This is a genomic window from Roseovarius amoyensis, assembly GCF_003260265.1.
Classification (GTDB): Bacteria; Pseudomonadota; Alphaproteobacteria; order Rhodobacterales; family Rhodobacteraceae; genus Roseovarius; species Roseovarius amoyensis.
Genome location: NZ_QITQ01000003.1, coordinates 143,076 through 169,406 on the forward strand (window position 1 = coordinate 143,076; position 26,331 = coordinate 169,406).

Here is a 26,331-nt window from a genome sequence, read left to right on the forward strand (position 1 = left end):
CGCTAAAGCCCCATCCGGTGTGCGCGCGCGGTAAAGAAGATGCCCGAGGGGCTGTCGGCCGCGATCTCGGCCAGCGGTTCAAAGGTTTCGGTATCGTAGATGATCACCTTGCCGGCGTCGCGCACCGAGACCCATACCTCGTGCCCGCGGGGGGTGAATTCCATGTGCAGCACGCCGGGGCCGGGGCTGAACTGGCGGATGACCTGCTTGGTCAGCGTGTCGATGACCTGGATGGTGTCGTTCAGCGGGTGGGCGAAGTTGACCCAGACATGCCGCCCGTCGGGCCGCGCCATGGCAAAGACCGGCTGGCCGTGGGTGGGGGTGCGCCCGGTTTCGTCCAGGCTGCGGGCATCGACCCACAGAACCTCGTGCTGGCCCACGGCGGGCAGCACGAATTCCTGCCCGGCCAGAGCCCAGCCTTCGAGGTGGGGCATCTTGTAGACCGGCAGCCCCTCGCGCCCGGCGGCATAGCCGGGCAGGATGGCGCGGGGCGTGGGCGTGTCTTGCCACAGGTCGAGCGCGGTCAGGTGATCGTCGCCGAAAAGCCCGGCGATATAGGTGCGTCCGTCGGCGGTGACCAGCGCGTCATAGGGGTTGGTGCCGATCCCCGGAATGCGGGTGATTTCGGGCGTCTGCCCGGACAGATCGGCGATCCAGGTTTCACCCGTGTCCCACAGCGAAAAGACGAACCGCGTGCCGGGGATATCGACCAGCCCGATGGTTTTCGACCCTGTCGGGATATCGGCCACCATGTCCAGGGTGTCGGCGTCAAAGACGCGCACACCGCCGGGTTCGTAGTTGGACACCGCCACATAGCGGCCATCGTCGGAAATCGCGCCGCCGATGGAATTGCCGGCCTGCATCACCCGGCCGACGATCTCGCGCGCCAGGATGTCGACCTTGGTCAGCCCGCCGTCGCGGCCAAAGACATAGGCGAAACGTTCATCGGGCGAATAGACCAGCGAGGCATGGCTGAGATCGCCCAGCCCCTCGATCCGGCCCAATGCCGCACGCTCGGACTGGTCGACCACCAGCAACGAGCCGGTGGCGCGTTCGACCACCAGGCCCAAATCGCCCGTAGCCTGGGCGCGGGCCTGCGGGGCGGTCACCGCCAGCATGGCCAACGCCGGGATCAGCGCGCCTCTTGCTATTTTAAATATGCAGTGCAACAAATTGAAACCAAGTATCATTCTTCGGCTCCGTTCAATAAATAGTCGGCGATCCAAATGGCTTCCTCATCGCTCAGAAGCGGGCGCCAGGGTGGCATTGCCGTGCCCGGAACGCCATCAAGAATAAGCGTTGTCAGGCTGTCGCGGTCATGGTGGTTCAGCGCCTGTGGGCGGATGTCGGGCCCCAGCCCGCCCTTGAGCGTCAGCCCGTGGCACGAGCCGCAATCCTGCCGCACCAGTCGTTCCAGCGCCTTTGTGTCGGGCTCTGCCGCGGCGGGGGTGACGAGCGCCGCCAGGAGGGCTATCGCGGCCAGCCTATTCACCGGCAAATCGTATCGTTTCGGGCATGTCCGCCACCGCCTCGGCAGGGGCACCGGCCCGGTAGAGCGAAACCACGTGACCGACCACGAACAGCACCGGCGCGGGCAGGGGCGTTTCGGCCATGTCCAGCCCGACCCGGTCGAGCCGCGACAAGAGCCGCGCCTCACGCGGGGTGGTGGCGTTGGCGATGGCCAGCACCGGCAGGCTGCCCGGCAGCCCCTCGCGCATCAGGTTCAGCGCAATCTCGGCGATGTTGGCGGCGCCCATGTAGATCACCAGGGTGGTGTCCTCGCTGGCCAGGCTTTTCCAGTCGAGGTCCAGCCGGGCATCGGCGGCGCGATGGCCGGTGACGTACCGCACACCGGTTGCCAGCCCGCGATGGGTCAGCGGCACGCCGGTGGCGGCGGCCATGCCCTGCGCGGCGGTGATGCCGGGGGCGTATTCGATGGCCACGCCGCGTTCCGCCAGATAGGCCGCCTCTTCCGAGCCGCGGCCGAAAATCAGCGGGTCGCCCCCCTTGAGGCGGGCAACGGTCAGGCCCTCGCAGGCCAGTTCATAGAGAATTTCGTTGATCCGCTCCTGCGGCACCGTGTGGTGGCCGGGGGCCTTGCCCACGGGGATCATGCGCGCCGCTTGCGGCGCCAGTTCGAGAATTTCGTCGCTGACCAGCCGGTCATAAACCACCGCGTCGGCGGCTTGCAGCATCCTGGCCGCGCGCAGCGTCATCAGATCCGCCGCACCTGGCCCGGCCCCGATCAGATTAACCTTGCCTGTCGCTGTCATGTCGCTGGCTCTCCTGAAGCGGGCTATGGATGCGAATACGGGCAGTCGGGGTGCCGGGGGCCCGGGCAGGGCCCCCGGCGGTGCGCGTCAGTAGACGTCGGCGCGCGTGTTGTAGACGTTGAACTTGCCAGTCGGCGTGATCAGGCGCGGATCCTTGATCACTTGCTTGAGTTCAAGCGTCTTGTCATCAACCACGACAATGGCGCTTTCCAGGTCCTTGGCGTTCCAGACCGAGAACCAGATCTCGTCGCCGTCCTTGTTGAACTCGCCCTGCACGACGCGGGGCTGACCCTCGGCGATACCGGCCCATTCAACGATAGGCAGCACCGTGAACTGGGGCTCTTCCTGCCCAAGATCGGCCACGTTGAAGACCGCGACCGAGCCGGAAACTTCGGCGTCGGGGTTCAGTGTCGCGTCGACATAGAGGTGCCCGGAGTTGGGGTGGGACTTGACGAAGAGCGACCCGCCACCCAGCGCATAGAGCTGCTGAACCACCTTCCAGGCGTTGTCGGGGTGTCCTTCGGGGTCGGTCCCGATCAGGGCCACGGTTTCGTCACCCAGGTGCGAGGTCGCCCAGACCGGCCCGTAAACCGGGTGTTCGACGTTGGCGCCCCGGCCGGGGTGCGGCGTCAGGCCGTCAGTGTCGATCACGGCTTCGACGTCGCCTTCCTTGGTGTCGAGAACGACAATCCGGTTACGGGCGTTGGCCGCGGTCAGGAAGTAGCGCTTGGAGCTGTCGAGCCCGCCGTCATGCAGGAACCGTTCGGCATCGACCTCGGTGATCTTGAGGCTGTTGATGTCGGAATAGTCCACAAGGTGGATCTTGCCGGTTTCCTTGATGTTGACGATGAACTCGGGGTTGTAGTGCGAGCCCAGGATCGCGGCGACCCGGGGTTCGGGGTGATAGGTCTGATCGTCATAGATCATGCCACGGGTCGATTTGATCCGCAGCGGTTCCAGCGTGTCACCGTCCATGATCACGTATTGCGGCGGCCAGTAGGCCCCGGCGATGGCGTATTTGTCTTCCCATCCCTCCATCTTGGAGGTCTCGACCGAGCGTGCCTCCGAGCCGATCTTGATCTCGGCGACAGTGTCGGGAGACTCCATCCAGAGGTCGATCATGTTGACCTTGGCGTCGCGCCCGATCACGTACAGATACCGGCCCGAGGCCGAAATCCGGCTGATATGCACGGCATAGCCGGTGTCGAGGATCGACTTGATCTCATAGGTCGAGCCGTCGATCAGGGCGATCTGGCCCGAATCGCGCAGCGTGACCGAGAACAGGTTGTCGATGTCCCAGTCGTTCATCTTTTCGGTCGGCCGGTCCTCGGGCGCGACATACACCTTCCAGCTTTCCTGCATTTCGGGCATGCCGAATTCGGGCGGCGCGGCCGGATCCAGCAGGATATAGCGCGCCATCATGTCGACTTCTTCCTCTGACAGGTCGCCCGAGGTGCCCCAGTTCGGCATGCCCGCGGGCGAGCCGTAGGTGATGAAGTCGCGCAGGTACTCGAACCCGTTTTCGCGGGTGATGTCGGGGGTCAGCGCCTTGCCGGTCGCACCCTTTCGCAGCACGCCGTGGCAGCCGGCGCAGCGTTCGAAATAGATGGTATTGGCCTTCTGGTATTCGCTGGGCGTCATGATCGGGTCGCCTGGTTTGCGCCCCGGGATTTCGACCCGGATCTGGCCCAGGGTGGTCATGCTGGGCTCATAGGCGGCGGCAGGGCTGTCGCCATGTCCCGCCGGCTTTTCCTCGGCCATGGCGCCGGGGGCTGCCAGGGCCAAGGCAATGGCGGCGCTCGATATAAGCGAGGCACGCCATTTGGTTGTTCGTTGAGTCATCAAGTCTCTCCATTCCGCTGGTGAAGCGGGGTCAGACTGACCTGCATGGGGCGTCACCGCCTTGACTTATGTCAACGCAATCCTGCCACAAACGAGTGCATGAAAGACGCCATGCTGCGAACTCTGTTCCTCTTGCTGGTCTCGTGTCTGCCTGGCTTGCTGCCGGAGGGCGCCGCCGCGCAGGGATTTGCGATTTCGGATTTCGAGCAGAGCCGCCAACACGCCGTCCCGACGCCCGAGGAAGCGGCCCAACTGCTGGGGCTTGACGGCCCGGTCATCGTTCAGCGCGAGGAATCCGGCGTCTCGGGTTGGAGCGTGAGCAACCGCGACGGCGTGCAGGGCTATATCGCCTCGACATGGGAGGTGGCCCGCTCGGTCGGCTATTCGGGCCGCCCGCTTGACGTGCTGGTGGCGATCGACACCCAGGCCCGCATCACCGGCGCGCGGCTGATCCACCACGCCGAACCGATCCTGACGCTGGGGCTGAGCGACGCCGATATCGGCGGCTTTGTAAACGGTTTCGCCGGGGTCGACCTGACCCGCCCCGGCGGCGCCCGCAGCGGGCCGGAGATACCCGACATCATCTCGCGTGCAACCGTTTCGACCGGGGTGATTCGGGATTCGATCCTGCGCACCGCGCGCACGCTGGCCATCGCCCGGGGCGTTCTGCCCGGCGGCAGCATTGATCGGGTCAGCTTTCAGCCCCGCGACTGGGCGGCGCTGGTGGCCGAGGGCGCCATTGCCGGGCGCCGCGTGACGCTGAGCGAGGCCGCAGGCAAATTGGCCGGGGCCAAGGTGCCGGTGCCCGAGGGCGAGGCGCCCTTCATCGAGTTTTACGCCGCGCTGGTCGACCCGCCGACCATCGGGCGCAACATCCTGGGTCAGCAGCTTTATACCGGGGCGGTGGGCGGCCTGGGGCCGGGCGAGACGGCGCTGTTCGTGGCGTCGCGCGGGCTTTATTCCCATCGCGGCACCGACTGGCGGCGCACCGGCGTCTTTGACCGGTTGACGGTGTTGCAGGACGACAGACGCATCGCGCTGACGGCCACCGGCTATGCCCGGATCGACGGGTTGGCGATCTCGGGCGCGCCGCAATTCAAGGAACGCTCGGTCTTTCACCTGCCGGGCGAGGGGTTCGACCCGGCCCGCCCGTTTACGCTGGAGCTGACAGCCTCTCGCCCGACCGAGGACGGCGAGGTGAGTTTTGTCACCGAACTGGCCTACAACCTGCCGGGGGCCTATATCACCGAACCGCCCGCCGGGGCCGAGCCGCTGTGGCAATCGCGCTGGCTGGCGAAACGCTATCAGGTCGCCAGCGTCATGGCGATGATGGGGCTGCTGACGCTGATGCTGCTCTTTCAACAGGTCATCGTGCGCCGCAAGCGGCTGTGGCTGGGGTTGCGGCTGGGATACCTGTCGGTGACGCTGGTCTGGCTGGGCTGGATCCTGAACGGCCAGCTTTCGGTGGTGCAGGTGGTGGCCTTTGTCCAGTCGCTGCTGTCGGGGTTCCGGTGGGAGACCTTCCTGATAGAGCCGATCATCTTTACGCTGTGGTCCGGGGTGGCGCTGGGGATGCTGTTCTGGGGGCGCGGGGTCTATTGCGGCTGGCTGTGCCCGTTCGGTGCCCTGCAGGAGCTGCTGAACCAGCTCGCGCAGCGGCTGGGCGTGCCACAGGTGGCGGTGCCGCCGGTGCTGCACGAGCGGCTGTGGATCATCAAGTACACGCTCTTTGTCGCCATCCTCGCGCTCAGCTTCTATTCGATGCGTTACGCGCTGATCCTGGCCGAGGCGGAACCGTTCAAAACCGCGATTTCCATGCGCATGTTGCGGGCATGGCCCTTTGTCGCCTTCGTGGTGGTGCTGCTGCTGGCGGGGCTGTTCATCGAACGCTTTTACTGCCGCTACCTGTGCCCGCTGGGCGCGGCGCTGGCGCTGCCGGCCAAGAACAAGGTCTTCGACTGGCTGCACCGGCGTCCGCAATGCGGCCGCGAATGCCGGTTGTGCGAAACCAAGTGCACCGTCGGCGCGATCGACCAGCTGGGGCGGATCAACCCCAATGAATGCGTGATGTGCCTGCGCTGCCAGGTGGTGATGAACGACGCCGATACCTGCCCGGTGCTGAAGCGGCGCCAACGTCAAAAACCGGCCTGAGCATTCACGCGTGCCGTAGGCCGGGCTTCAGCCCGGCGTACCGACATATCGGCAGACGTGGCAACGGATGTGTGCATCAAGGCGCCGGGCTGAAGCCCGGCCTACGGGTCAGCTGCGAAAGCCCGCTGCCAGATCGTCGGGCAGGTCGAATTCCCTCAGCACCCGCGCGCGGCCCTCGGTGGACATCTTGCGTGCGGTGCGGACCACGATCTTTTGCAGCTTTTCGGGGTCCTGCGTGCCCGAGAACGGCGCAAAATACCATTTCAGGAACACGAAACAGATCACGTCTTCGAGCGCCTGCACCTCTGCGTCGCGCTTGATGCCTTCCTTGCGGATCATCTTGCCGGCGCGCGCGGCATCGTCGGCGTCATACCCCGCCGCGATCATGATTTCGGCCACCCGCGCGGCGTGATGGCGCGCCAGCGCGCTGCGCCAGTCCAGATAGCCCGCGCGCCCCTCGGGGAAATCCTTGCGCGGCAGGATCCAGCGTTCGATGTGCTGGCCGCGCGCGGCGATCTGCAGCGGCTCCGACGCGTCGGGAAAGAGGCGGGCCAGTTCGGCGCTCATGCGCTGCCCGTAAAGCTGCGCCGCCGGCGCGTCTTCGCTGCGGTCGGGGTCGTGGGCGTTGGCCGCGTCGATCGCGGCAAGGGCCTGTTCAAGAGGGGTCATAGTGCTTTGCTCCATGCTTCGGCGGGGTCGCTTTCGGCATAATCCTGTAGCGCCGCGATGTCGTCGATACGGGCATGGTGGCGCGAGACATGCACGCCCACCTGCTTGAGCTTGGCAAAGGCGCGCGACAGGCTTTCGGGTTTCATCCCCAGCCGCCCGGCGATCAGGACCTTGTCATAGGGCAGGGTGACGACGCAGCTGCCGCTGTCGCATGAACAGAGCCGGCACAGGAAATCCGCCACCCGCTGCGCCCCGGTTTGCGACTTCATCTGCTCGACCTGGGTGACCAGTTCGTGCAGATGCTGAAAGGTGGCGGCGATGATCGCCGCCGACAGCTCCGGCTCGCGGCGCAGCATCGACAGCAGGCTGCGCGCCGGTATCGCCAGCAGCGTGCAATCGGTCACCGCCTCGGCCGAGACCGGGTAGGAATGGCCGCGCAGCGCCACCGCCTCGCCGAAACTGTGGCCGCGGGTAAAGACCTGCACCACGGCCTCGCTGCCGTTGGGCGCGACACGGTACAGTTTGACCCATCCGCTGATCACCACATAGATCGTCTGCGCGTCCTGACCCTGCAGGAACACCGTCTCGCCGCGCGCGCAAGCCCGGCAGACAGAGGTGGCCAGCAGGTCCTCGACCACCGGTTCGGGCAGGCTGCGCAGCAACAAGGACTGCCGCGCCACGGCCAGGCTTTCCGATTTCTTCATGCCGCTCGGTCGTCCCCTGGTTCGGGAAATGGCTTTCGCCCCGCCTTTTGCCGATCTTGGGCGGCACTGGCAAGGGTTGCCGGACGGCCCGGCGTCAGGAAGCCGCAGGCGGAGCGCGGCTGAGCGGGTGCTCAGGCGGCGGGGCCGGTGGCGGTTTCGTCGCCCTTGCGTTCGCCCGCCCCGAGATCGCCGAGAATGGCATAAAGCGCCGGCAGCACCACCAGCACCAGCACTGTCGCCGACAACAGGCCGAAGACGACCGAGATCACCAGCGGCTTGACCGTCTGCGCCTGGGTGCTGGTCTCGGCCAAAAGCGGCGCCAGCCCCATCATCGTGGTCGAGACCGACACCACGATGGGGCGGAACCGTTCGCGGCTGGCGCGGCCGGCGGCGACCGCGCGGGGGACGCCCTCGGCGCTGTGGCGCTTGATCACCTGCACCAGCAGGATGGCGTTGTTGACAACGATACCCGCCAGCGACGCCGCCCCCATGATCGACGGCATCGAGATGTTATAGCCCATCGCCATGTGTCCCAGCACCACGCCCACCAGCGCCAGCGGAATCGTCAGCATCACGATCAGTGGTTCCACATAGCTGCGGAACTGGAACGACAGCACAACATAGATGCCCACCAGCCCCACCAGAAAGCCGCGCAGGATAGAGCCCATGGTTTCGGCGGAGTTGGCGTTCTGCCCCTCGACCGCATAGCTCATGCCGGGATAATCGCGCACCAGATCGGGCAGGAACCCGGCCGCGACCTGGCTGACGATGGCGTCGGCATTGCCGATGCGGCCGTCGACATCCGCCGCCACGGTGACGCTGCGGGCGCCGTTGATATGGGTGACGGTGCCCCAGCCGCGGGCCTCTTCGATGCGGACGACGGTACTGAGCGGGATGCGCGTGCCGCCGGGCAGAACCACCTCAAAGGCCGCCAGGTCGTCATGCGCGTCGCGGTCGGCCCCGGTCTGTTCGATCTCGATCTCGTGGCTGATGTCGCCCTCTTGCACGGTGGTCACGATCCGGCCCAGGAACGCGCTGCCAAGCTGCGCCGCCACGTCCGATGCGGTCAGCCCCAGCCCGGTTGCGCCCTCGGCCAGCGTCAGGCGCAGCTCGGGCCGGCCGGGGCGCAGGTCGGACATGGCGTTGTAGATGCCGACATAGGTTTCCAGTTCTGCCAGCAGCCGCGCAGCGGCGGTGTCAAGCACATCGAGATCGGGGCCGGACAGGCGAATTTCCACCGCCCGGCCCTGGGGGCCTATTCCCGGCTCGGTCAGGGTTATGGCGATGGCGCCGGGCACGGCGCCGATCTCTTTGCGCCAAGCAGCGATCAGGTCGTCCAGCGAGGTGGTGCGGGTCTCGGCGCCCAGCAGGTCGGCTGTGACGGTGGCGACATGGGGGCCGGTTTCGCCGGCGCTGAGGTTGCGGTTGAAATGGGTCTGCACCGTCCGGACCAGCGCCGCGCCGCCGGGCTGGTCGGGTGAAAACCGCGCATCGACCGCCAGCAGCGCCGCGCGCACATGTTCGGCAACGGCTTCGGTCGGGGCCAGCGGGGTGCCCTGCGGCATCAGGATGCGGGCCTCAAGCACGTCGCCGTCGATCTCGGGCAGGGCGTCGCGCTTGACATAGCCTGCCCGCATCAGCGCCACGGTGACGATCAGCACGGCAATGATCAGCCCGGTCACCATGTAGCGCCAGGATATCGCGCCATCGACCAGCCGCCCCAGCGCCCTGTCGCGGGTCCAGGCAAAGCCGCGCTCGAACCCGGCGCGCAGGCGCGAGGCGGGCGCCTCGGCCGCCTTGAGCCCGTGCGACAGGTGATGCGGCAGGACCAGAAAGGCCTCCATCAGGCTGGCGGCAAGCGCGGCGATCAGCACGATCGGCAGCACCTCCAGCACCGCGCCCAGCTCGCCCGAGAGAAACGACAGCGGCGCAAAGATCGCCACCGTGGTGACGAAGGACGAAACCACCCCGGGCAGCACCTGCCTGGTGCCGGTGATCACGGCATCGAGGCGCGAGGCCCCGCGCGCGGCCTCTTCGGCGATGGCGTCGGATATGACGATGGAATCGTCCATCACGATGCCGATCGCCATCAACAGCGCCACCAGCGTGATCATGTTCAGCGACAGCCCCGTCAGCGCCATCGCCACGAAGGCGCCCAGAAACGCCACCGGCAGCCCCAGCGCCGCCCAGATGGCGTAGCGGGGCCTGAAAAAGAGGCTCATCACCGCCACTACCAGCACCAGCCCCAGAACGCCGTTCGAAACCAGCATTTGCAGGCGGTCGCGCACGATGGTGGTCATGTCCTGCACCACCTCGAGGCGCAGCGAGGGCGGCACCTGCGCGCGCTCGGTTTCGATCAGGTCGCTGACGGCGTCGAAGACGCGCAGCGCATCCGCGCCCAGTGCCTTGTCAACCTGCAGGTAGACCGCGCGCGTGCCATCCAGAAAGGCGCGGTTTTCGGGCGGGCTGTAGCTTTGCTCGATCTGCGCGATCTGGCCCAGGGTCAGCTTTGCACCGTCGGGCTTGGACAGCACCACCAGCCGCGCCAGCGCCTCGGCGCTGCGGCGCTCGTCGGCGAAACGCAGGGCGATGTCCTGCTGCGGCGTTTCCAGGCGGCCCAGCGGGCTGTCGATGCTTTGCGCGCCGATGGTCGCGGCCAGGGCGGCGGCGCTGAGCCCGTGTTCCAGCAGGACCGCGCGCGACACGGTGATCAGGAACTGCCGAGTGCCAAAACCGGTCAGCGTGACCTTTGCCACGCCGGGCAGGGCCGACAGCCGGTCCTTTAGTGCGTCGCCATAGCGTTCAAGCTGCGGCGCGGGCATGTCGCCCGCAACCGCGACCGAGGCGACCATGTCGGTTCGGTTCAACTGACGCACCAGCGCGGGATCGGCATCATCGGGGAAATCGTCGATCGCTGTCACCTCGGTACGCAGATCGTTGACGAAACGCCCCACATCGCCCCCCGGCGTCAGCGTCGCCACCGCGCGGGCGGCGTTTTCCTGGGCGGTGCAGGTCAGTTCGTCCAGGTTTTCGACCGGCTCGACCGCGTCCCAGATGCGACGGCAGATCGCATCCTCGACCTCGGCCGCGGTGGCGCCGCGATAGACCACCGAAATCTCGGCCTCGGTGGGGCGGAAATCGGGGAATGTTTCACGCTTGAGCATCGGCGCGGCAAAGATCCCGGCCGCGGCGATCAGCACCAGCAACAGGTTGGCCGCCGTGGGATGGCGCGCGAACCAGGCGATCATTCGCCGCTCTCCGCCGGGGTCACGATAGTGCCCGGTAAGGCCGGCACGATGTCGTCGATGATGACCTCTTCGCCAGGCTCGATGCCGGCCTCGATCACCGAGATGTCCCCCTGCCGCCAGCCAAGCGATACCTCGCGCAGCGCCAGCCGGCCATCGGCGTCGCGCAGATAGACGGTGTCGCCCTGATGCACGGCGCTGGCGGGCAGGGTGATGCGCGGCGCCAGTTCGGGCCCGGTCAGCACCGCCTCGACATACATGTTGGGCACCAGTGGCAGGCGCAGTGGCGGGGCGATGCCCGCATACGGGTTGTCGACGGCGATCACCACCGGCACCGAGCGCGCCTGCGGGTCAAGCGCGTTGCCGACGCGGATCACCCGGCCCTGCCAGACCTGCCCGGTCCCGGAAACCAGCCGCAGTTCCGCCTCGATCCGGTCGAGCACGGTTTCGCGGATGCCGGTTTCAAAGCTCACCCCGCTGTCGGAAACCGCGGCCCCCATCAGGCGCGGAAACCCCTCGACCGGCAGGTGCACGGTGATCTCGGCGCGCGCGACGCCATCGGCGGTGACCAGCCTTTGCCCGGCGGTCACGAACTGGTGGCGTTCGACATGCACCTCGCCCACGCGCAGGTCGAACGGCGTTTCGATCCGCGTCATGGCAAGGTCGCGCCGGGCGCTGGCCAGCGCGGCCTCGGCGCGCGCGGCCTGGGCGGCCAGCCGCGCCTTGCGCACCGGCACCAGCGCCAGGGTATTTTCCAGTTCTTGCACGCCGCGGCGGATCTGCAGCGTGGCGCGCTCCTGTTCATCCAGCCGTGCCTGCGGCGCGGCGCCCTGCGCCACCAGTTCGCGCACGCGGGCAAGATCGCTCTCGGCCAGGGTCCGGCGGCTTTTCTCGATCTCCAGCAGGCGGGCGGTGTTCTCGGCCTCGACGTCGATCTGCCTGCCCTCGGCGTGCAGGGCCGCAAGATCGGCCTGAACCTGGTGCAGAGCGGTCTCATAGCGGCTGCGGTCGATTTCCAGCACCCTGGTGCCGGCGACGATCAGGTTGCCGGTCTCCAGCTCGGGGTGGCGATAGGTCACCGCGCCCGCGACCTCTGCCACTGCCTGCCAGCTTTGCGCGGCGCTGACGGTGCCATAGCCGCGCACCACCGGGCGTACCGGCACGGCCTCGGCGATCAGGGTGCGGGCGGCGACGCTGCGTTCGGCCTGTTCGACGCGCGCGGGCGGTTCCGCCTGCCACACCAGCCACACCGACAGCGCGATGCCGATGGCGACCGGTGGCACGATCCGCAATAATCTGGCTGTCTTCATGGGCGGTATCCCCCGGGGTTGCCGCCCGACCGTGCCTGCCGGCTCCGGTCCCGGCCGGCGCGACGCGGCCCGGCCTAGTGGTGGTGTGGACCAAGACGGTTATGCAACCGCGCGTCGTGATCACGGAAATGGTCGGTGAACCATGCCTCCAGCACCTGGGTCAGGCGCTCGGCTGTCTGATCCTCGCTTGGCATGGCACCGTCCATGATGTCGCGCAGCTCGTCCAGCAGATATTCATGGCTGCCCTTGTGAGCCTTGAACTGATCGTAATCGGCCCTTTTCATCTGCCGTTCCTCATGCGCGAAATGCGCCGAGATCGACTGGTAGAGATCGCCCAGACACTTGTCGACGTCGGCGCCGGCGTGCCCATCAAGGATGGCGGCGGCGGCGGTGTTCACCAGGTCGATCAGTTCGCGGTGTTCGTGGTCGACCGCTTCGTCGCCGACGCTAAATTCTGGTTTCCAGGAGATCGGTGCCATCGGTCCGTCCTTCAGTGAATGTAGAAGCCGCCGCTCGAAGCATCGAAATCTACCGCAATGCTTTCGCCGGCACTCAACGATATGTCAAATTCCGCCTCGAAGGCAAAACCGGAATTGGCGGGGTCGTCCTGCAGGCGCAGCGCCAGCCTGCGGTCGCCCGCGGGCAGTTCAAAACGTTCATAAACCCGCGACGGGCCGCTGCCGGCCAGCCCTGTCGGGAACACGTCGGTGGCATAGACGGTGTCGCCGTCGATATCCATCTCGATGCGCACCGGCGCGCGGCGGCGGTCGCAAAGCTGGGCGTTGCGCATGTTGCGGGGCAGGGCGGCGAGTTCCTCTTCGGTGCGGTCGCGGCAGTTGCGCACCCCCGAATGGGCAAAGCTCAGCCGCAGGGCGCCGTGATCATCGGGCACGCTTTGCCATTCCGGTCGGGCTGACAGCACAGCGGTGCCCAGGACCAGTGCCAGCGTCAGCACCCCGCCGGTGATCAGGTGCCGGGGGCGTTTCAGCCAGTCGTTAGCATTGTTCATGCGCTGGCCCTCCGGATTTCGGCAGAGGCGCTCATCTCGGCCTTTTCCTCTTCTTCAAGCGGGCGGACATTCTCGAATTCCGGCAACTGCGCCAGTTCCTCGGAAAAGGCACTCATCTCGGTCGCCAGGCGCTTTCGCTCGCTCATGCCGGCCCAGATCGTGCGTACCCGCTCGCGCGGGACGCGCTGGCGCAGGAACGGGTCGCGTTCGCGGGCAAAGCGCGCCTCGGTCCACTCATGCCCATAGCGGTTGAAGCAATCGCGCTCAGCACAGCCGGCGACGGCGACCCCGTCAGCCAGCCCGCGGCTGATGATGAAGTCGATCAGCGACGGCGGCGCCATCGCCACGCAGGGCATGACCACGCGGCCCTTTTCCGGCGCGGCGGCGGCGCCGTGGCCACAGGCCAGCGTCAGCACGCGGCCCTTGCCCGTCAGCTGTTGGGCGGCCTCGATCACCTCGGCGCGCAGATCGGCCAGCGGGCGGTCGGGCAGGTCGATGCCGGTAACCAGGTCGCCGGAGCGGCGGAACGGCGACGAGGACGGGCAGGCGCCCATGCAGATACCGCAGGCCACGCAGCGGGCGGGGTTGACCTCGACCTGGTGGGAAAATGGCAGCCCGTCGGTGCGCGGCACCAGGGTGATGGCGGCATAGGGGCAGTCAGCGACACAGCGCGAACAGCCGTTGCAGTGATCCAGGAACACCTCTGCCGCGCCGCCCTCGCGCCGGGGCGGCATCCAGGGCATGCCGACAAGAACCACGGTAAAGATCACCACCCCGGCCCAGATCACGCCCGAGGGAACGCTTTCGATCACCGGATAGAGCGACAGCAGGAACCAGTCCATGCCCAGCGATTGCGGCACCGTGGCCAGGTCGGCCGGTCCCTGCGACGTGGCTGGAATGGCGTAGGAGCCAACCACCAGCGCGCCCAGCGTGATCACGGTCAGGCCCCGCGGCGGGTTGGTGCGGGCATCGGTGATGCGCTGAATATGAATCCACATCAACAGCAGCAGCAACAGCGGGATGGCGATGTGCAGGAACACCATCAAGGTGAAGAAGCGCGACGACAGCAGTTCGGGCGCGAGAAAGTTGCGCGCAATCGGTTCGCCGAAGATGCCCAGCGTGTCCAGCAGCTCGGTCGATACGGTGGCGACGTATTGCGCCAGCTTGTCCCAGACCAGCCAATAGCCGGTGATCCCCGACAGATAGACGAACCAGATCACCGGAATGCCGGTGATCCAGGAAAACCAGCGCCGCCCGCGATAGCGGTCAAAGGACCATTCCCGGATCAGGTGGACGAACATCACCAGCACCATCAGGTCCGACGCATAGCGGTGCAGGCTGCGTGCCAGCCCCGCATGCCACCAGTGATCGTTGGTCAGCCATTCGATCGAGGAATAGGCCGCCGTCACCCCGGTATCGAAAAAGATGAACAGGTAGATGCCGCTGACGGCGACCACCCAGAACAGCAGCCATCCCAGCGGGCCAAGCTGTCCCATTGGGTTCCAGTCGGCGCCGAACAGCCGGTCGAGCCCGCGTTCCGCCCGGTCAAAGCCGCGCCGGATCGTGGCGCGCAGTCCTGTGGTCTTCATGTTGCCTCGCTGGCTCTTGGGTGGCGTGTCTGGTTGCGGATCGCCCGGCGACGCTGTAGCCAGAGCCGCAGAATGATCGTCCCGGTGATGATCAGCGACAGGCCGCCAAAGAAGATCCCGAAAAATATTCCGTAATCAAAACGATATGCTCCGGTGAGCGGGTTATATACAGTGCAGAGAAAACTGATGCGGTTCCACAGATCCTTGGCGCCGATCGACATGGTCTCTGTCCCCAGGACCAGCTCTTTCAGCGGTTGCACAAGGACCGGCAGTGGAAAGTTCTCGCCATAGATCTGGCGATAGACGCGACCCTCGGCGTCCAGCACGGTGGTCTGGGTGACGTGATCGAACCCGCCCGCCGCGGCGCGGAAGGAAAAGCCGAGATCGTTCAGGAACGTGGCGGTGGTGTCGGCGTCGGCACTGGCAACGTACCAGTCCGGCACACCCTTCAGCTTGTGGGTGCCGGCAAACCCCGCCAGTTGCTCGGGCGTGTCGCCGCTGGCGTCGAAACCGAAGGTCAGCACCGCGAACGCATCGTCGCCCAGGGTTTGGCGCGCGCGCAGGATCTGTTTGCGCAGGTTTTCCGTGGTCAGCGGGCAGACCGTGGCGCAGGAGGTAAAGACCAGCGACACCACCAGCGGCCGGCCGCGCAGATCGGCCAGCGCCAGCGGTGCGCCGGTCTGGTCGGTCAGGATGTGATCGCCGGTCAGTCCGCCGATGGCGCCCTGGCTTTCGTCGAATGCGATTTCCACGTCGAGCTTCTGCGCCGCCGCGAACGAGGGCAGGACCATGCAGAGCAGGGCCACAAGTGTCCGCATCAGCCGAGCCATGCCGCCGCTCCCCGGTCGAGGATGACCCCCAGCGACAACAGCGCGAAATGCAGCAGCGAGGCGTGGAATGTCGTCTTGGCGTGCCCGCGCGACGGGGCGCGCATCAGCCGCCAGGACGCGACCAGGAACACCGCGCCGCTGACCCCGGCAAAGAGGCCGTAGATCACGCCGTAGCCATAGAAAAGCGGCCCCATCGACAGCGCCGACAGCGCCACGACATGGGCAAAGATCACCGGCGCCCAGACCTCGGACCCGTGGGTGACGGGCAGCATCGGGATGCCGGCGCGGCGATAATCCTCGCCGCGTACCGCCGCGAGCGCCCAGAAATGCGGCGGCGTCCACAAGAACAGCACCACCGACAGCAAGATCGGCACCGGGCCGATCACCGGCCCGAATTCGGGCCGCGCGGCCACGGCGCCCGCCAGCAGTGCAAAGCTGCCCGCCGCGCCGCCGATCACCACGTTCCAGACCGTGCGCTGCTTGAGCACGAGCGTATAGAGCAGCCCGTAGGTGGCCGCGCCGGCAAAGACCAGCACCGCCGCCAGGGTGCCGCCGGTGGCCCAGCCCAGCAGCAGCGAAACCATCAGCAGCGCGGTAAAGGTCGCGGGCCAGATCGGGCCCTCCTTCAGCCGGCCGCTGGCAAAGGGGCGGGTATGGGTGCGCGCCATCAGGCGGTCGAGGTCGCGCTCGAAATACTGGTTGAAGGCCCCCGCCGCGCCTGAGGCACCGAGCACGGCGAGGGTAAAGGCCGCCGCCGCCCCCCAGCCCATGCCGCCGTCGCCGGTCAGAATGCCGACGAGGGCCGCAAGGGCGATGAAGAGGCCGATCCGAAGCTTGAGGATCGAGGCCGTGGTAGAGAGGACGGCGTGCATGCGAGGTCTCCTAACTTCGTCCGGTCAGTTGAACAGCCACAGTTCGGACAGATACTTCCAGTTGACGAAGTAATAGAGCACGAAGCAGGCAAAGAAGATTCCCACCAGGATTATCGTTCCGGGCAGTTTCAACGTGCCTTCGCTGCCGTATTCCGACACCGCTTCTCGGCTCTTGTCATGCAGCGGGAACCGCATCTTGGCGCCGGGCACGGTCAGTTTCGGTCCGGCAAGGATCGAGCCCACGACGATGATGATGAACAGGAAACCGCCCAACGCCGCCAAGATTGCCGAAAGCCCGTTCAGACCCATCATCAGATAGGCCGCAGCCGGGAATTCGTGGCCGTGCGCGGCGTCGGTCAGGGACATGTCCCAGTGACGCCGGGGAACACCCAGCGTGCCCGCGCCCATCATGAACATCGAGATGCCGCCGGCGCCGATGCCGAACAGGAACGGCTGCAGCTTGGCCAAGCCCGGCATGATGATGTCGCGCTGAAAGATCAGCGGCACCACCAGATAGGTCATCGCCATGAACGCCAGTGTCGTCCCCGCAACCACGGTCCCGTGGAAGTGACCCGGCACATACAGCGTGTTGTGCATCAGCACGTTCAGCTGTTCGGTGCCCAGGATGACGCCGGTGATCCCGCCGATAAAGCCGAACATCACCAGGCTGAGGAAAAGGCCCGAAAACGCCGGATTGCCCCAGGGCGCCTTGCGCAGCCATTCGAATGCGCCGCGGGTATAGCCGTTGCGCCGCTGCGCCGCCTCGATGGCGCCAGGCACGGTCAGCCCGTGGATCATCGAGCCCATCACGGCCAGATACATCATGTACGAGGTGTTCACGATCTTCCACGTCGCGCTCATCCCCGGTTCGGCCAGAATGTGGTGGGCCGAAGCGAGCTGAAGGAAGAGAATGTACATGAAGAACGCCATGCGGCTGACCTTTTCAGACAGCGGCTTGGCACCCACGACCATCGCGCCGATGGCGTACCAGATCGACACATGCGCAGCGACGTTGATCTGCTGGGTGGAATGGCCCATGCCCCACCAGATCACCTTGTACATCAGCGAGTCGATGTTCGAGATCAGGCCGAGCGACCAAAACCAGGTCGGGATCAGGATGATCGCGCCCGCAGCCAGGGTGAAAACAGCGATGATCCCCGCCGTGATCGCCCCGAAGGTGACCAGTGGTACCGAACCGTCATAGGTGTTCTCGGCCTTGGCGACGACCAGCGTGCCGAAGAACACGAACACCCCAATCAGCGCCCCCACCGCAAAGATGATCAGCGACAGGTAGAACCACTGCGACGCCTGCATCGGCGGGTACGAGGTGAACATCACCGAGCTGTCGCCGCTCAGGACGGCATAGTTGGCCATCACTGCGCCGACGATCATCAGCACGAAGGCCAGCCAGGCAAAGCGTGGCGTCGCCAGCCGCGCGCCCAGGATCACCGCCGAGGCGAAGTAGAGCACCGCAATCTCGAAAAAGATGATCCAGAACAGCAGAACGTTGGCCCCGTGCCCGGTGAGCACGAGATAGAACCATTCCGCTGGCAACAGCTGAACCGCTGGCCAGCGCGTCAATGCGACGCCAAGCCCCATCAACCCGCCGAGCAGCAGAAAGATGACGGCCGCGACGGCGTTGACCTTGATTAGGGTTTCGGCGTTGGCCTCGATCTTGAGGCCCGAGAAACGGCACGTCCGGTAATTGGCCGCTATGGCCGGACCGGCGACTGCGCCGTGATCAATGGTGGTCATGGGTGTCCCTCCCTTATTCCACGACGTGGATACGGCCGGTCATCGTGTGATGGCCGATCCCGCAGAACTCGTTGCAGACGATCCCGAAAACACCCGCCTCTGTAGGCGTCAGTGTCAGAACGTGTTCATATTCGGGGTGCACCGAGATGTTGATGTTGGTCGGCTGCAGTGAAAAGCCGTGCTGCCAGTCTGCCGAAGACAGGTGAATGCGATAGCTTTCCCCTTTTTTCAGCTCGAGGATCGGCCAGAATTCCCACAGGCGGGCCAGGATATAGGCATCCCCTCCGACCGGCGGGCGCACGACGGGAACGCCGTCTTCCTCGATCGGGTCGCCGTTATCATCGACGGCCTGGTATTCCTCGGCGAAGGCTTCGACCCTCTCGACGTATCGCTCGGGTTTGACCTTGTAGGTTTCGGTCGAAAGGTTCTGATTGCCGATGAAGTGCCAGGCAATCATGAAGAAGAACATGAAAAGCCCCCAGAGAAAGGCGATGATGATCCAGCTCAGTTCGATGCCGTGGATCGGTTCCTTCCACCAAAGACGGTTTGACGGCGGTGTGATGGCCATGTCGGTCTCTCCTGCTGTGTCCGGTCAGTTCGCGACCGGAATCGAGGCGATCTCCATCACGCCCCAGACGATGTAGAGAACTGTGGGAATCGTGACGCCCAGGAAGAGCAGCAGAAACGGGTTGTCGAGTATCTGCTGCATCGCCGGGATGCGTTCCGGTGGTGCTGCGCTTTCGCGCTTTGTGTCAGTCTCTTGGTCGGTCATGTGGCTTTCTCCCTCACCGTCCGATGGCCTGTCCGTAGCGGGCGCTTGATCCTCTGATTCACAGCGCCGCAAGAGGTGCGAAGCCGTCGGATCGTGCTGGTGGTCCTGAAGTCTTGCCTTCGCGCGCTCCGGCTTTTGCCGATTATCTTGTCCTGTGCGTAACTGCCCTCCGCTCTTTCCGCTCAGACCGCGGAAAGAACGTCAGGCGTGCCACACACCTCGTTCGGAAAAGTTCGCGGGCGCCCCGCCGGACGGTCTGGCCGGCCCATGTCGCGCCCAGTCGGCTGGGGGCGAGCAGGGTGCCCGCGGCGAACTCTTCCTATCATCACGATATATCGGCAGAACGAATACCTATTTGATATAAGTCAAATACGATCGGTCGCTTCTTCGTTCACGCGCGAATACAAGACCCTTCAGAAGGGCCGGGCAGGGCCGTCTGGCACCGGCTGGATTGCCGAAATGCGCATTTACAATACCTATTACGAAGGCTAAAATCGGGTCTTGTCACAGCCGCGCCCGGCCCATACCGGTCACCAATTCACGGAATGTCTCGGGCCGGGTGCGGCGAATTCGCGCAGAAAAAAAGGACAGCAGAAATGGCCGAGGACGCCCCGATTCACGACGCCGCGGAACTGACCCGGTATATCGAGACCCGTTATCACGCCCGCCACCGCGAACAACTGCCCGAACTGGCCGAGCTTTCGGCCAAGGTCGAGATGGTGCATGCCGGCGCCGAGGGGGTGCCCGCAGGGCTGGCGGAAGTCCTGTCGCGCCTGATTGGCGAGATGGAGGTGCACATGAAGAAAGAGGAGCTGATCCTGTTTCCCGCGATTCGCGCCGGCGGCCATCCGGGGCTGGAGCATCCCATCACGGCGATGCGGGCCGATCACGACAACCACGAAACGGATGTCGAACGCATTCGCGCAATCACCGGTGGTCCGACCCTGCCAGAGGGAGCCTGCCGGTCATGGACCCGTCTTTATGCCGGGGTCGAAGAGTTCATCGCTGACCTGACCGAGCATATCCGCCTGGAAAACGAAGTGCTTTTCCCGCAGTTCGAGCAGGCCACCGTCTGATGCGATCCGCGCGGCCCCCAATCGGGGCCGCACCCGGCCTCAACCGTCGGCGGCGCGCGTGGCTTCCGCTCTCAGCGCGGCCAAAGACCCGGTCGAGACATTGCGCCCCGAAAGCGCGATCAGCCTGTCTGCCTTTAGCCGTGAAAACAGCCGTGACAGGCTTTCGGGCTGGATGCCCAGCATTCCGGCCATGGTGCCGCGGCTGATCGGCAGGCGCGCGACCAGCCGCGTGCCGACAGGTTTTCCGTGCCGCTCCAGCAGGTCGCTCAGCAACCGGCACAGCCGCGCCCGGTTCGACAGGCAGGCCTGTTCGACGATGCTGGTCTCGGCGCGGTCCATCTCTGCCAGGCAACGGTCGACCAGTTCCTTGTACACCCCCGGCGCATCCTGCGTGAGCTTGAGCGCGTCACGCCGCGCGATGGTACAAACCGCCGCCTCGGTCAGCGCCACGGCCGTGGTCTGGTGCGGTGTGCCGCGCAGAAAGGCCCGCACGCCCAGCGTATCGCCGGGATAGGCCAGACGAAGCAGCACGTCGGTGCCGTTCTCATGGGTGATGGACAGGCTGAACACGCCCTGGCTGATGCAATGCAGCCCCTCGTTGGGGGCGTCCTGACGGAAAAGCGTGTTACCTTCGTTCAGGCCGCGGCGGCGGCGCAGACGGTCGAGCGCCTGTATCCGTCGGGCCGGAACGCCATGCCACGGAGTATGCTTTCCATACTGACAGTCGATGCAGGATCGGGTGACAGGCAGATCGAAGGACATGGTCGCGGGCGTTCCGGATTCCGTTGTGGCTGTGTTTGCGGATGCCCGGGCACACTAGAAATCCTGCGCGCGGGCACCTTGACATGGATCAACCGCAACTCCGGCGAACCATCAGACCGCCTTGCCCGGGCGGCGCCCCAGCTCGCGCCCGATCAGGCGTTCGAACACGCCACGCGGCTTGGTAAACCGCGCCAGCAGGTCATACAGTACCGGCGTGACCACCAGCATCAGCACGCTGGCCATCGCCAGCCCGGCGATGATCACCGTGCCGATGGCGGCGCGCGCCTCTGATCCCGCGCCGGAGGCCAGCACCAGCGGCACCGCGCCCAGGATGGTCGAAACAACGGTCATCACGATGGGACGCAGCCGCAGGGCAGAGGCCAGCAACACCGCCTCGCGCCGCTTGAGGCCCTCGTCGCGCAATTGGTTGGCGAACTCGACGATCAGAATACCGTTCTTGGCCACCAGCCCGACCAGCAGGATGATCCCGATCTGCGAATAGACGTTGATCGACAGCCCCCCCAGCGCCATTGCGTAGATTGCGCCAGCCAGCCCCGCGGGAACCGTCAGCATGATGGTGAGCGGGTGAACAAAGCTTTCGAACTGCGCCGCCAGCACCAGGAAAACGATCAGCAGCGCCAGCCCCAGCACCAGCCCCATGCCCTGTTCGGTGTCCTTGAAGGTGCGCGACTGCCCTTCGTAGCCCAGGTTTGCCTCGGCCGGCAGCAGCTCGGCCGCCGCCGCCTCGATCTCGGTCAGGACGCCGCCCAGGTTATGGCCCGGCGCAACCGTGCCCGACAGCCGGATCGACGGCAGCCGGTCGAACCGCCTGAGCGACGGCGCAGCGGCATTTTCCTCCAGCCGGACGAGCGCGCCCAGCGGCACCAGCGTCTGCCCGTCGGCGGCGCGGATGAACAGGTTCGAGATGTCGGCAGGGCTTTCGCGGTCGCTCGCCTCGGCCTGCATGATCACCGGGTATTCCCGGCCACGGCTGACGAATGTTGTCACCTCGCGCGAGGCCAGCATCGTTTGCAGCGTGGCGGCAATGGCTTCAGCGGAAATCCCCAGGTCGTCGGCACGGTTGCGGTCGATATGAACGTCGAGCTGGGGCAGGTTTTCCTCATAGTTGATTTCGGCGTTGACGATGCCGGGCATGGTTTCGGCGCGCGCCAGCAGGGTGTTGGCCCATTCCTTGACACTGTCGAAATCGGGCCCGCCCACGATTACACGCAGGGGCGATGAATTGCCGCGCAACCCCAGCCCGGCGGGCGCGATGGGAACGCCGCGGGCGATGGTCACGTCATTCATCAGGGGGGCAATCCGGCGCACCACGTCAAAGACGGTCGCGCTGCGTTCTTCCCACGGGACCAGCCTGAAGACGACGAAGGACCGGAACGCGCGTCCGCCCCAGCCGGTAAAGGTGGAAACGGTGTCGATGATGCCTTCGTCGCGCAGGGGGGCGAGGATGTCCTCGACCTGACGCGCGGCGCGGTCGGTGTTCTCAACGGTGCTGCCCTGCGGCGCGGTCAGCGGCACGAAGCCGACGCCGCGGTCCTCGCTCGGGGCCAGTTCGTGCGGCAGCCCGTCATAGAACAGCGCAGCACCCCCGGTCGCGATGCCCGCCAGCACCAGCACCACCAGCGGCATTTGCAGCGCGCCCGACAACAGCCGGCGATAGGCGCGCTGGATGCCGGTCAGCCGGGCGATGGCCGCCTCGGTGCCGCCCTCGGTTTCCGAAACGGTCCGGGCACGCCCCTTGTGGGCGCGCAGCACCCGCGAAGCCAGCGCCGGGCAGGCCGTCAGTGCCACATAGGTCGATATCGCCACCGTCCCGGCCATGACCCAGCCGAATTCGACGAACAACCGCCCGACCTGGCCGGGCATGAACGACAGCGGCACGAACACGGCGATCAGCGTCAGCGAGGTGGCGATCACCGCGAATGTCACCTGCTCGGCCCCGCGCAGGCTGGCCACCAGCGGGCTTTCGCCGGCCTCGACCCGGCGCTGGATGTTTTCCAGCACCACGATGGCGTCATCGACCACCAGCCCGATGGCCAGCAGCATCGCCAATAGCGTCAGCGTGTTGAGCGAAAAACCCCACGCCCCGATCAGGATGAACGACCCGATCAGCGACACCGGGATGGCGACGACCGGCACTAGTGTCGCGCGCGGCGAGCGCAGAAAGGCCAGGATCACCAGCACCACCAACACCAGCGAGATCGACAGCGCGATCAGCACCTCGCGGATCGAGGCGCCGACAAAGAGCGCATCGTCGGAACCGATGCTGACCTCCATCCCTTCGGGCAGGGTGGGGCGCAGCGCCTCGATTTCCTTGCGCACGGCTTTTGATATTACCAGCGTGTTCGACTGGCTTTGCCGCAGGACCGAAATACTGACCGCGTCGGCGCCGTCGCTGCGCGCGATGGTGCTGTCATCGGCCACGCCGGGCTCGACCCGGGCCACATCACCCAGCCGCACCGGGTAACCGGCCACGCGCCCCAGCACCACGTCGCGGAAATCCTCGATGCTGGTCAACCGGCTGTTGAGCCGCACCGACAACTGGCGGGTGTCGGAAATCACCTCGCCGGCGGGGCGCTCGACATTGTTGCGCACAAGCGCGGCCTCGACATCGGCCACGGTCAGCTGCCGCGCCGCCAGGGCCCGGCGGTCCAGCCAGATGCGCACCGCAAAGGGACGATGGCCACGGATCTGCAACTGCGCCACCCCGTCGATGGTGGCCAGCCGGTCGGCGATGTAGCGGTCGATATAGTCGGTGATCTCGGGCGTGGTCATCCGGGTCGAGGTGACAGCCAGCCGCATCACCGGGTCAGCGTCTGAATCGCTTTTGACGATAACAGGGGTCTCGGCGTCGTCTGGCAATTGCCCACTGATGCGGCCAACCGCGTCGCGCACGTCGTTGGCGGCCTCTTCGATGCTGCGGCCGATCTCGAATTCCAGCGTGATCCGGCTGCGGCCCTGGCGGCTTTCGGAACTGATCGTGCGCAGACCCGCGATGGCGGCGACCGCGCCCTCGATCGGTTCGGTAACGTCGGTATCCATGACCGAGGGTGCGGCGCCGGGATAGTCGGTGTCGATCGAGATGACGGCGTTGTCCACGTCCGGCAATTCGCGCACGGGAATGTCGCGCAGCGCCGCCAGGCCGAAAACCAGCAACAGCAGGCTGGCCACCGCCGCCAGCACCGGGCGGCGCACGGCGATGCCGGGCAGGGTCACGAGTCGCCCTCGGTCAGTGCGCTGTCGCCCAGCACGGTGACCGGCTGGCCGTCGCGCACCCGTTGCAGCCCGCGCACGATGACCGGTGTGCCGGGTTCGATCCCCGACTCGATGGCGACGACGCCGTTTTTGCGCAGGCCGGTTGTCACCGGCATGCGTCGGGCGATACCGTCCTCGACCGTGAAGACATAGGTTTCGGCCGCCTGGAACAGGATCGCCGCCTCGGGCACGACCAGCTTTTCCGCCTCTGACAGGGTCAGCGTCAACGACATGAACATCCCCGCCGGCAGCGCCCGGTCGGGGTTGGGAATGACAGCGCGGGCGCGAAAGGCGCGGCTGACCTGGTCGATATGGGTATCGACCGCCGCGATGTGGCCGTCAAAGCTGCGGCCCGGAAAGGCGGCGCTGGCGGCGCTGATGCGCAGCCCGACGCGGGCCTCGGCGAACAGTGTCTCGGGCAGGGCGAATTCGACGATCACGTCGTCCAGATCGTCCAGCCGGGCCAGGACATCGCCGGCGCTGACCCGCGCGCCGGGGTCGATTTCGGCCAGGCCGACGACGCCGGCGAAAGGCGCGGTTATGGTCCGATCCTGCAGCCGCTGACGGGCGCGGTCAAGCTGGGCGCGCGCCTCGGCCAGGCGGGCGATGGAATCCTCCAGCGTGGCCTGCGAGATGGCGTTCGACCCCAGCAACTGGCGCGCCCGTTCCAGCGCGCGCGCGGTTTCGTTTTCGCGGGCTTCGGCCTCGGCCAGGTCGGCGCGCTCAATAACGTCGTCGAGCCGGGCCAGGACCTGGCCCTTTTCCACCTGCGCGCCGGGGGTGATGGCGATCTCGACCAGCCGCCCGTCAGCCTGAGGCACGATGTCGACGGACAGGCGCGCGCGGGTGGTGCCCACCGCCTCGACCGTGCGCGAGAGCGTGCGGGTCGTTGCCGGCTCCAGTTCGACCGCGGCGGGGCGGGCCTGCGGCGCGGTTGCCGTGACCTGCGGTGCGGGGCCATATTCGGAATAGAGCGCCTGCCCGCCATAGGCCAGCGCCCCCAGAAGACAGAGCAGAAGAAACTGTTTCCAGACAGCCATGCTGATTTCCCTGCGCCCGGACCGGAAAGAGACCGACCACGCCACCGCGCAAACTAACCGAAGTGGGCAGAATGGCAACTATCCTGAGGTCGGGACTGGACGTCATCGGCCAGACCGCTAAGAAGGAAGAAACGGTGCGAGCGGCATATACATGAAGAGCCCAGATTTCTTTATCATCGGCGCGCCGAAATGCGGAACCAGTTCCCTGGCATGGTGGCTGTCCCAGCATCCGCAGGTCTGGTTCAGCAGGATCAAGGAGCCGCATTTTTTCAACGACGACAGCGAATTCCGGCAATTCCGAGCTCGTCCGGCCTATGAGGAGCTGTTCGCCGGCGCGGGCCCCGAACACATGGCGGCGGGCGAGGCGTCGACCTGGTACCTGCTCTCGGACACCGCCGTGCCGAATATCGAGGAATATACCGGCCAAACGGCACGATATATCGTCTGCCTGCGCGATCCCGTCACCATGATGCCCGCACTACACCGACAGTTGCTGTTCAGCGGCACCGAAACCGAACAGGATATCCGCCGGGCCTGGGCAATGCAGGAGGCACGCGCCAAAGGCGATGACCTGCCGGCGGGCATCAAGGCGCCCGTGCACCTGCAATACAAGAACGCCTGTTCCCTGGGGTGGATGTGTCAGCGCCTGTTGCAACGCGTGCCGCGCGAACGCGTGCATTTCGTCTTCACCGAGGATATGGCCGGCGATCCGCAAGGCAGCTATCGCGCGGTGCTGCGCTTTCTGGGGCTGTCCGAGAACCCCGGCGATGTTTTGCTGGAGGCGGTGAACACGGCCCATGCGCCGAAGTCGCGTGCAATTTCGGCGTTGATCGGGCTGGGTGGAATAATTCAACGCGGCCTGGGCCTGCGAACCGGCAAGGGATTCCTGCGCAGGCTGAGACAGATCAACCGCCGTAAGGTGGCGCGTAAACCGTTGCCCCCGGGGTTCGAGGCGGAACTGCGCGCAGCATTCGCCGAAGACATCGCGCTGTTGCAGCGGGTGACCGGACGCGACCTGTCACACTGGCAGGAGCCGCAGCAGCCGGGCTGAACCGTGGCAATGCTTGATCGCAATTGACGTATTGGACGGTTGCCGGAATTGGCATAGGTTTGCCGCCAGCGCCCGAGCGGAACGGAGTCACGACCATATTCAACGTCG

The 26,331-nt window shown here is 66.0% G+C and carries 22 protein-coding genes; 3 read left to right on the forward strand and 19 right to left on the reverse strand.

Going from position 1 to position 26,331, the window contains the following annotated elements; translation table 11 throughout:
- Positions 1 to 2: 2 nt before the first annotated feature.
- The 4 genes from DL899_RS04530 to DL899_RS04545 form a co-directional block, all read right to left on the reverse strand.
- Positions 3 to 1,118 carry a cytochrome D1 domain-containing protein gene (locus DL899_RS04530; RefSeq protein ID WP_204355247.1) on the reverse strand — a complete coding sequence of 372 codons (1,116 nt, stop codon included), beginning with the start codon at positions 1,116 to 1,118 and terminating at the stop codon, positions 3 to 5.
- Positions 1,119 to 1,186: 68 nt separating this feature from the next.
- On the reverse strand, positions 1,187 to 1,483 hold the full coding sequence (locus DL899_RS04535) for a c-type cytochrome (RefSeq protein WP_111732921.1): 297 nt from the start codon (positions 1,481 to 1,483) through the stop codon (positions 1,187 to 1,189).
- Between the two features lies 1 nt (position 1,484).
- Positions 1,485 to 2,273, reverse strand: coding sequence for a uroporphyrinogen-III C-methyltransferase (cobA, locus tag DL899_RS04540; protein WP_111732792.1), 789 nt, complete (start codon positions 2,271 to 2,273; stop codon positions 1,485 to 1,487).
- Positions 2,274 to 2,360: 87 nt separating this feature from the next.
- Positions 2,361 to 4,115, reverse strand: a complete 1,755-nt coding sequence (locus DL899_RS04545; protein ID WP_111732793.1) for a nitrite reductase — start codon at positions 4,113 to 4,115, stop codon at positions 2,361 to 2,363.
- 111 nt (positions 4,116 to 4,226) lie between these two features.
- Here DL899_RS04545 and DL899_RS04550 point away from each other — a divergent pair, with 111 nt between their 5' ends.
- The gene (locus DL899_RS04550; protein ID WP_111732922.1) at positions 4,227 to 6,266 is read left to right on the forward strand and encodes a NosR/NirI family protein; all 2,040 of its coding nucleotides are present in this window, start codon (positions 4,227 to 4,229) and stop codon (positions 6,264 to 6,266) included.
- Positions 6,267 to 6,374: 108 nt separating this feature from the next.
- On the opposite strand, the gene DL899_RS04555 is transcribed toward DL899_RS04550, so the two are convergent.
- The 12 genes from DL899_RS04555 to DL899_RS04610 all read right to left on the reverse strand — a co-directional run bounded on the left by DL899_RS04555 (position 6,375) and on the right by DL899_RS04610 (position 19,021).
- Positions 6,375 to 6,935, reverse strand: coding sequence for a DUF4202 domain-containing protein (locus DL899_RS04555; RefSeq protein WP_111732794.1), 561 nt, complete (start codon positions 6,933 to 6,935; stop codon positions 6,375 to 6,377).
- Positions 6,932 to 7,639, reverse strand: coding sequence for a Crp/Fnr family transcriptional regulator (locus tag DL899_RS04560; protein ID WP_111732795.1), 708 nt, complete (start codon positions 7,637 to 7,639; stop codon positions 6,932 to 6,934). The genes DL899_RS04555 and DL899_RS04560 overlap by 4 nt, the downstream gene beginning before the upstream one ends.
- A 131-nt stretch (positions 7,640 to 7,770) precedes the next feature.
- A complete protein-coding gene (locus DL899_RS04565) occupies positions 7,771 to 10,887 on the reverse strand; it encodes an efflux RND transporter permease subunit (protein ID WP_111732796.1) in 3,117 nt (1,038 codons plus the stop codon).
- Positions 10,884 to 12,194 (reverse strand): efflux RND transporter periplasmic adaptor subunit, encoded by a 1,311-nt coding sequence (locus DL899_RS04570; RefSeq protein ID WP_162685502.1) that lies wholly within the window; start codon positions 12,192 to 12,194, stop codon positions 10,884 to 10,886. The genes DL899_RS04565 and DL899_RS04570 overlap by 4 nt, the downstream gene beginning before the upstream one ends.
- A gap of 74 nt (positions 12,195 to 12,268) precedes the next feature.
- Complete coding sequence (locus DL899_RS04575) at positions 12,269 to 12,673, reverse strand: bacteriohemerythrin (RefSeq protein ID WP_111732798.1); 405 nt, start codon at positions 12,671 to 12,673, stop codon at positions 12,269 to 12,271.
- 11 nt (positions 12,674 to 12,684) lie between these two features.
- Positions 12,685 to 13,203 carry a hypothetical protein gene (locus tag DL899_RS04580; RefSeq protein WP_111732799.1) on the reverse strand — a complete coding sequence of 173 codons (519 nt, stop codon included), beginning with the start codon at positions 13,201 to 13,203 and terminating at the stop codon, positions 12,685 to 12,687.
- Positions 13,200 to 14,792 carry a cytochrome b N-terminal domain-containing protein gene (locus tag DL899_RS04585; protein WP_204355248.1) on the reverse strand — a complete coding sequence of 531 codons (1,593 nt, stop codon included), beginning with the start codon at positions 14,790 to 14,792 and terminating at the stop codon, positions 13,200 to 13,202. The genes DL899_RS04580 and DL899_RS04585 overlap by 4 nt, the downstream gene beginning before the upstream one ends.
- On the reverse strand, positions 14,789 to 15,622 hold the full coding sequence (locus DL899_RS04590; protein WP_111732801.1) for an SCO family protein: 834 nt from the start codon (positions 15,620 to 15,622) through the stop codon (positions 14,789 to 14,791). Before DL899_RS04590 ends, DL899_RS04585 begins: the two co-directional genes overlap by 4 nt.
- The gene (gene cyoE, locus DL899_RS04595) at positions 15,610 to 16,494 is read right to left on the reverse strand and encodes a heme o synthase (protein ID WP_111732802.1); all 885 of its coding nucleotides are present in this window, start codon (positions 16,492 to 16,494) and stop codon (positions 15,610 to 15,612) included. Before cyoE ends, DL899_RS04590 begins: the two co-directional genes overlap by 13 nt.
- A 24-nt stretch (positions 16,495 to 16,518) precedes the next feature.
- Positions 16,519 to 18,249: a cbb3-type cytochrome c oxidase subunit I gene (locus tag DL899_RS04600; protein ID WP_111732803.1), complete on the reverse strand. Its 1,731-nt coding sequence runs from the start codon at positions 18,247 to 18,249 to the stop codon at positions 16,519 to 16,521.
- A gap of 13 nt (positions 18,250 to 18,262) precedes the next feature.
- Positions 18,263 to 18,817 (reverse strand): cupredoxin domain-containing protein, encoded by a 555-nt coding sequence (locus DL899_RS04605; RefSeq protein WP_111732804.1) that lies wholly within the window; start codon positions 18,815 to 18,817, stop codon positions 18,263 to 18,265.
- 24 nt (positions 18,818 to 18,841) lie between these two features.
- Complete coding sequence (locus DL899_RS04610; RefSeq protein ID WP_111732805.1) at positions 18,842 to 19,021, reverse strand: hypothetical protein; 180 nt, start codon at positions 19,019 to 19,021, stop codon at positions 18,842 to 18,844.
- A 596-nt stretch (positions 19,022 to 19,617) separates the two neighbouring features.
- Between DL899_RS04610 and DL899_RS04615 the strand changes: the two genes are divergently transcribed.
- Entirely contained in the window at positions 19,618 to 20,097 is a 480-nt protein-coding gene (locus DL899_RS04615) for a hemerythrin domain-containing protein (RefSeq protein WP_111732806.1), read from the forward strand.
- A 39-nt stretch (positions 20,098 to 20,136) separates the two neighbouring features.
- Here the strand turns inward: DL899_RS04615 and DL899_RS04620 are convergent, their stop codons facing one another.
- The 3 genes from DL899_RS04620 to DL899_RS04630 all read right to left on the reverse strand — a co-directional run bounded on the left by DL899_RS04620 (position 20,137) and on the right by DL899_RS04630 (position 25,172).
- Positions 20,137 to 20,859: a Crp/Fnr family transcriptional regulator gene (locus tag DL899_RS04620; RefSeq protein WP_111732807.1), complete on the reverse strand. Its 723-nt coding sequence runs from the start codon at positions 20,857 to 20,859 to the stop codon at positions 20,137 to 20,139.
- A 111-nt stretch (positions 20,860 to 20,970) separates the two neighbouring features.
- On the reverse strand, positions 20,971 to 24,093 hold the full coding sequence (locus tag DL899_RS04625) for an efflux RND transporter permease subunit (RefSeq protein WP_111732808.1): 3,123 nt from the start codon (positions 24,091 to 24,093) through the stop codon (positions 20,971 to 20,973).
- Complete coding sequence (locus DL899_RS04630; RefSeq protein WP_111732809.1) at positions 24,090 to 25,172, reverse strand: efflux RND transporter periplasmic adaptor subunit; 1,083 nt, start codon at positions 25,170 to 25,172, stop codon at positions 24,090 to 24,092. Before DL899_RS04630 ends, DL899_RS04625 begins: the two co-directional genes overlap by 4 nt.
- A gap of 151 nt (positions 25,173 to 25,323) precedes the next feature.
- Between DL899_RS04630 and DL899_RS04635 the strand changes: the two genes are divergently transcribed.
- The gene (locus DL899_RS04635) at positions 25,324 to 26,223 is read left to right on the forward strand and encodes a sulfotransferase family protein (protein WP_111732810.1); all 900 of its coding nucleotides are present in this window, start codon (positions 25,324 to 25,326) and stop codon (positions 26,221 to 26,223) included.
- Positions 26,224 to 26,331: the final 108 nt, after the last annotated feature.

Excerpts from the sequence above, each read along its gene's own strand:
- DL899_RS04530 (WP_204355247.1), bottom strand. The coding sequence starts at position 1,118 with ATGCTGGCGGTGACCGCCCCGCAGGCCCGCGCCCAGGCTACGGGCGAT.
- cobA (WP_111732792.1), bottom strand. The coding sequence starts at position 2,273 with ATGACAGCGACAGGCAAGGTTAATCTGATCGGGGCCGGGCCAGGTGCG.
- DL899_RS04545 (WP_111732793.1), bottom strand. The coding sequence starts at position 4,115 with ATGACTCAACGAACAACCAAATGGCGTGCCTCGCTTATATCGAGCGCC.
- DL899_RS04550 (WP_111732922.1), top strand. The coding sequence starts at position 4,227 with ATGCTGCGAACTCTGTTCCTCTTGCTGGTCTCGTGTCTGCCTGGCTTG.
- DL899_RS04555 (WP_111732794.1), bottom strand. The coding sequence starts at position 6,935 with ATGACCCCTCTTGAACAGGCCCTTGCCGCGATCGACGCGGCCAACGCC.
- DL899_RS04560 (WP_111732795.1), bottom strand. The coding sequence starts at position 7,639 with ATGAAGAAATCGGAAAGCCTGGCCGTGGCGCGGCAGTCCTTGTTGCTG.
- DL899_RS04565 (WP_111732796.1), bottom strand. The coding sequence starts at position 10,887 with ATGATCGCCTGGTTCGCGCGCCATCCCACGGCGGCCAACCTGTTGCTG.
- DL899_RS04570 (WP_162685502.1), bottom strand. The coding sequence starts at position 12,194 with ATGAAGACAGCCAGATTATTGCGGATCGTGCCACCGGTCGCCATCGGC.
- DL899_RS04575 (WP_111732798.1), bottom strand. The coding sequence starts at position 12,673 with ATGGCACCGATCTCCTGGAAACCAGAATTTAGCGTCGGCGACGAAGCG.
- DL899_RS04580 (WP_111732799.1), bottom strand. The coding sequence starts at position 13,203 with ATGAACAATGCTAACGACTGGCTGAAACGCCCCCGGCACCTGATCACC.
- DL899_RS04585 (WP_204355248.1), bottom strand. The coding sequence starts at position 14,792 with ATGAAGACCACAGGACTGCGCGCCACGATCCGGCGCGGCTTTGACCGG.
- DL899_RS04590 (WP_111732801.1), bottom strand. The coding sequence starts at position 15,622 with ATGGCTCGGCTGATGCGGACACTTGTGGCCCTGCTCTGCATGGTCCTG.
- cyoE (WP_111732802.1), bottom strand. The coding sequence starts at position 16,494 with ATGCACGCCGTCCTCTCTACCACGGCCTCGATCCTCAAGCTTCGGATC.
- DL899_RS04600 (WP_111732803.1), bottom strand. The coding sequence starts at position 18,249 with ATGACCACCATTGATCACGGCGCAGTCGCCGGTCCGGCCATAGCGGCC.
- DL899_RS04605 (WP_111732804.1), bottom strand. The coding sequence starts at position 18,817 with ATGGCCATCACACCGCCGTCAAACCGTCTTTGGTGGAAGGAACCGATC.
- DL899_RS04610 (WP_111732805.1), bottom strand. The coding sequence starts at position 19,021 with ATGACCGACCAAGAGACTGACACAAAGCGCGAAAGCGCAGCACCACCG.
- DL899_RS04615 (WP_111732806.1), top strand. The coding sequence starts at position 19,618 with ATGGCCGAGGACGCCCCGATTCACGACGCCGCGGAACTGACCCGGTAT.
- DL899_RS04620 (WP_111732807.1), bottom strand. The coding sequence starts at position 20,859 with ATGTCCTTCGATCTGCCTGTCACCCGATCCTGCATCGACTGTCAGTAT.
- DL899_RS04630 (WP_111732809.1), bottom strand. The coding sequence starts at position 25,172 with ATGGCTGTCTGGAAACAGTTTCTTCTGCTCTGTCTTCTGGGGGCGCTG.
- DL899_RS04635 (WP_111732810.1), top strand. The coding sequence starts at position 25,324 with ATGAAGAGCCCAGATTTCTTTATCATCGGCGCGCCGAAATGCGGAACC.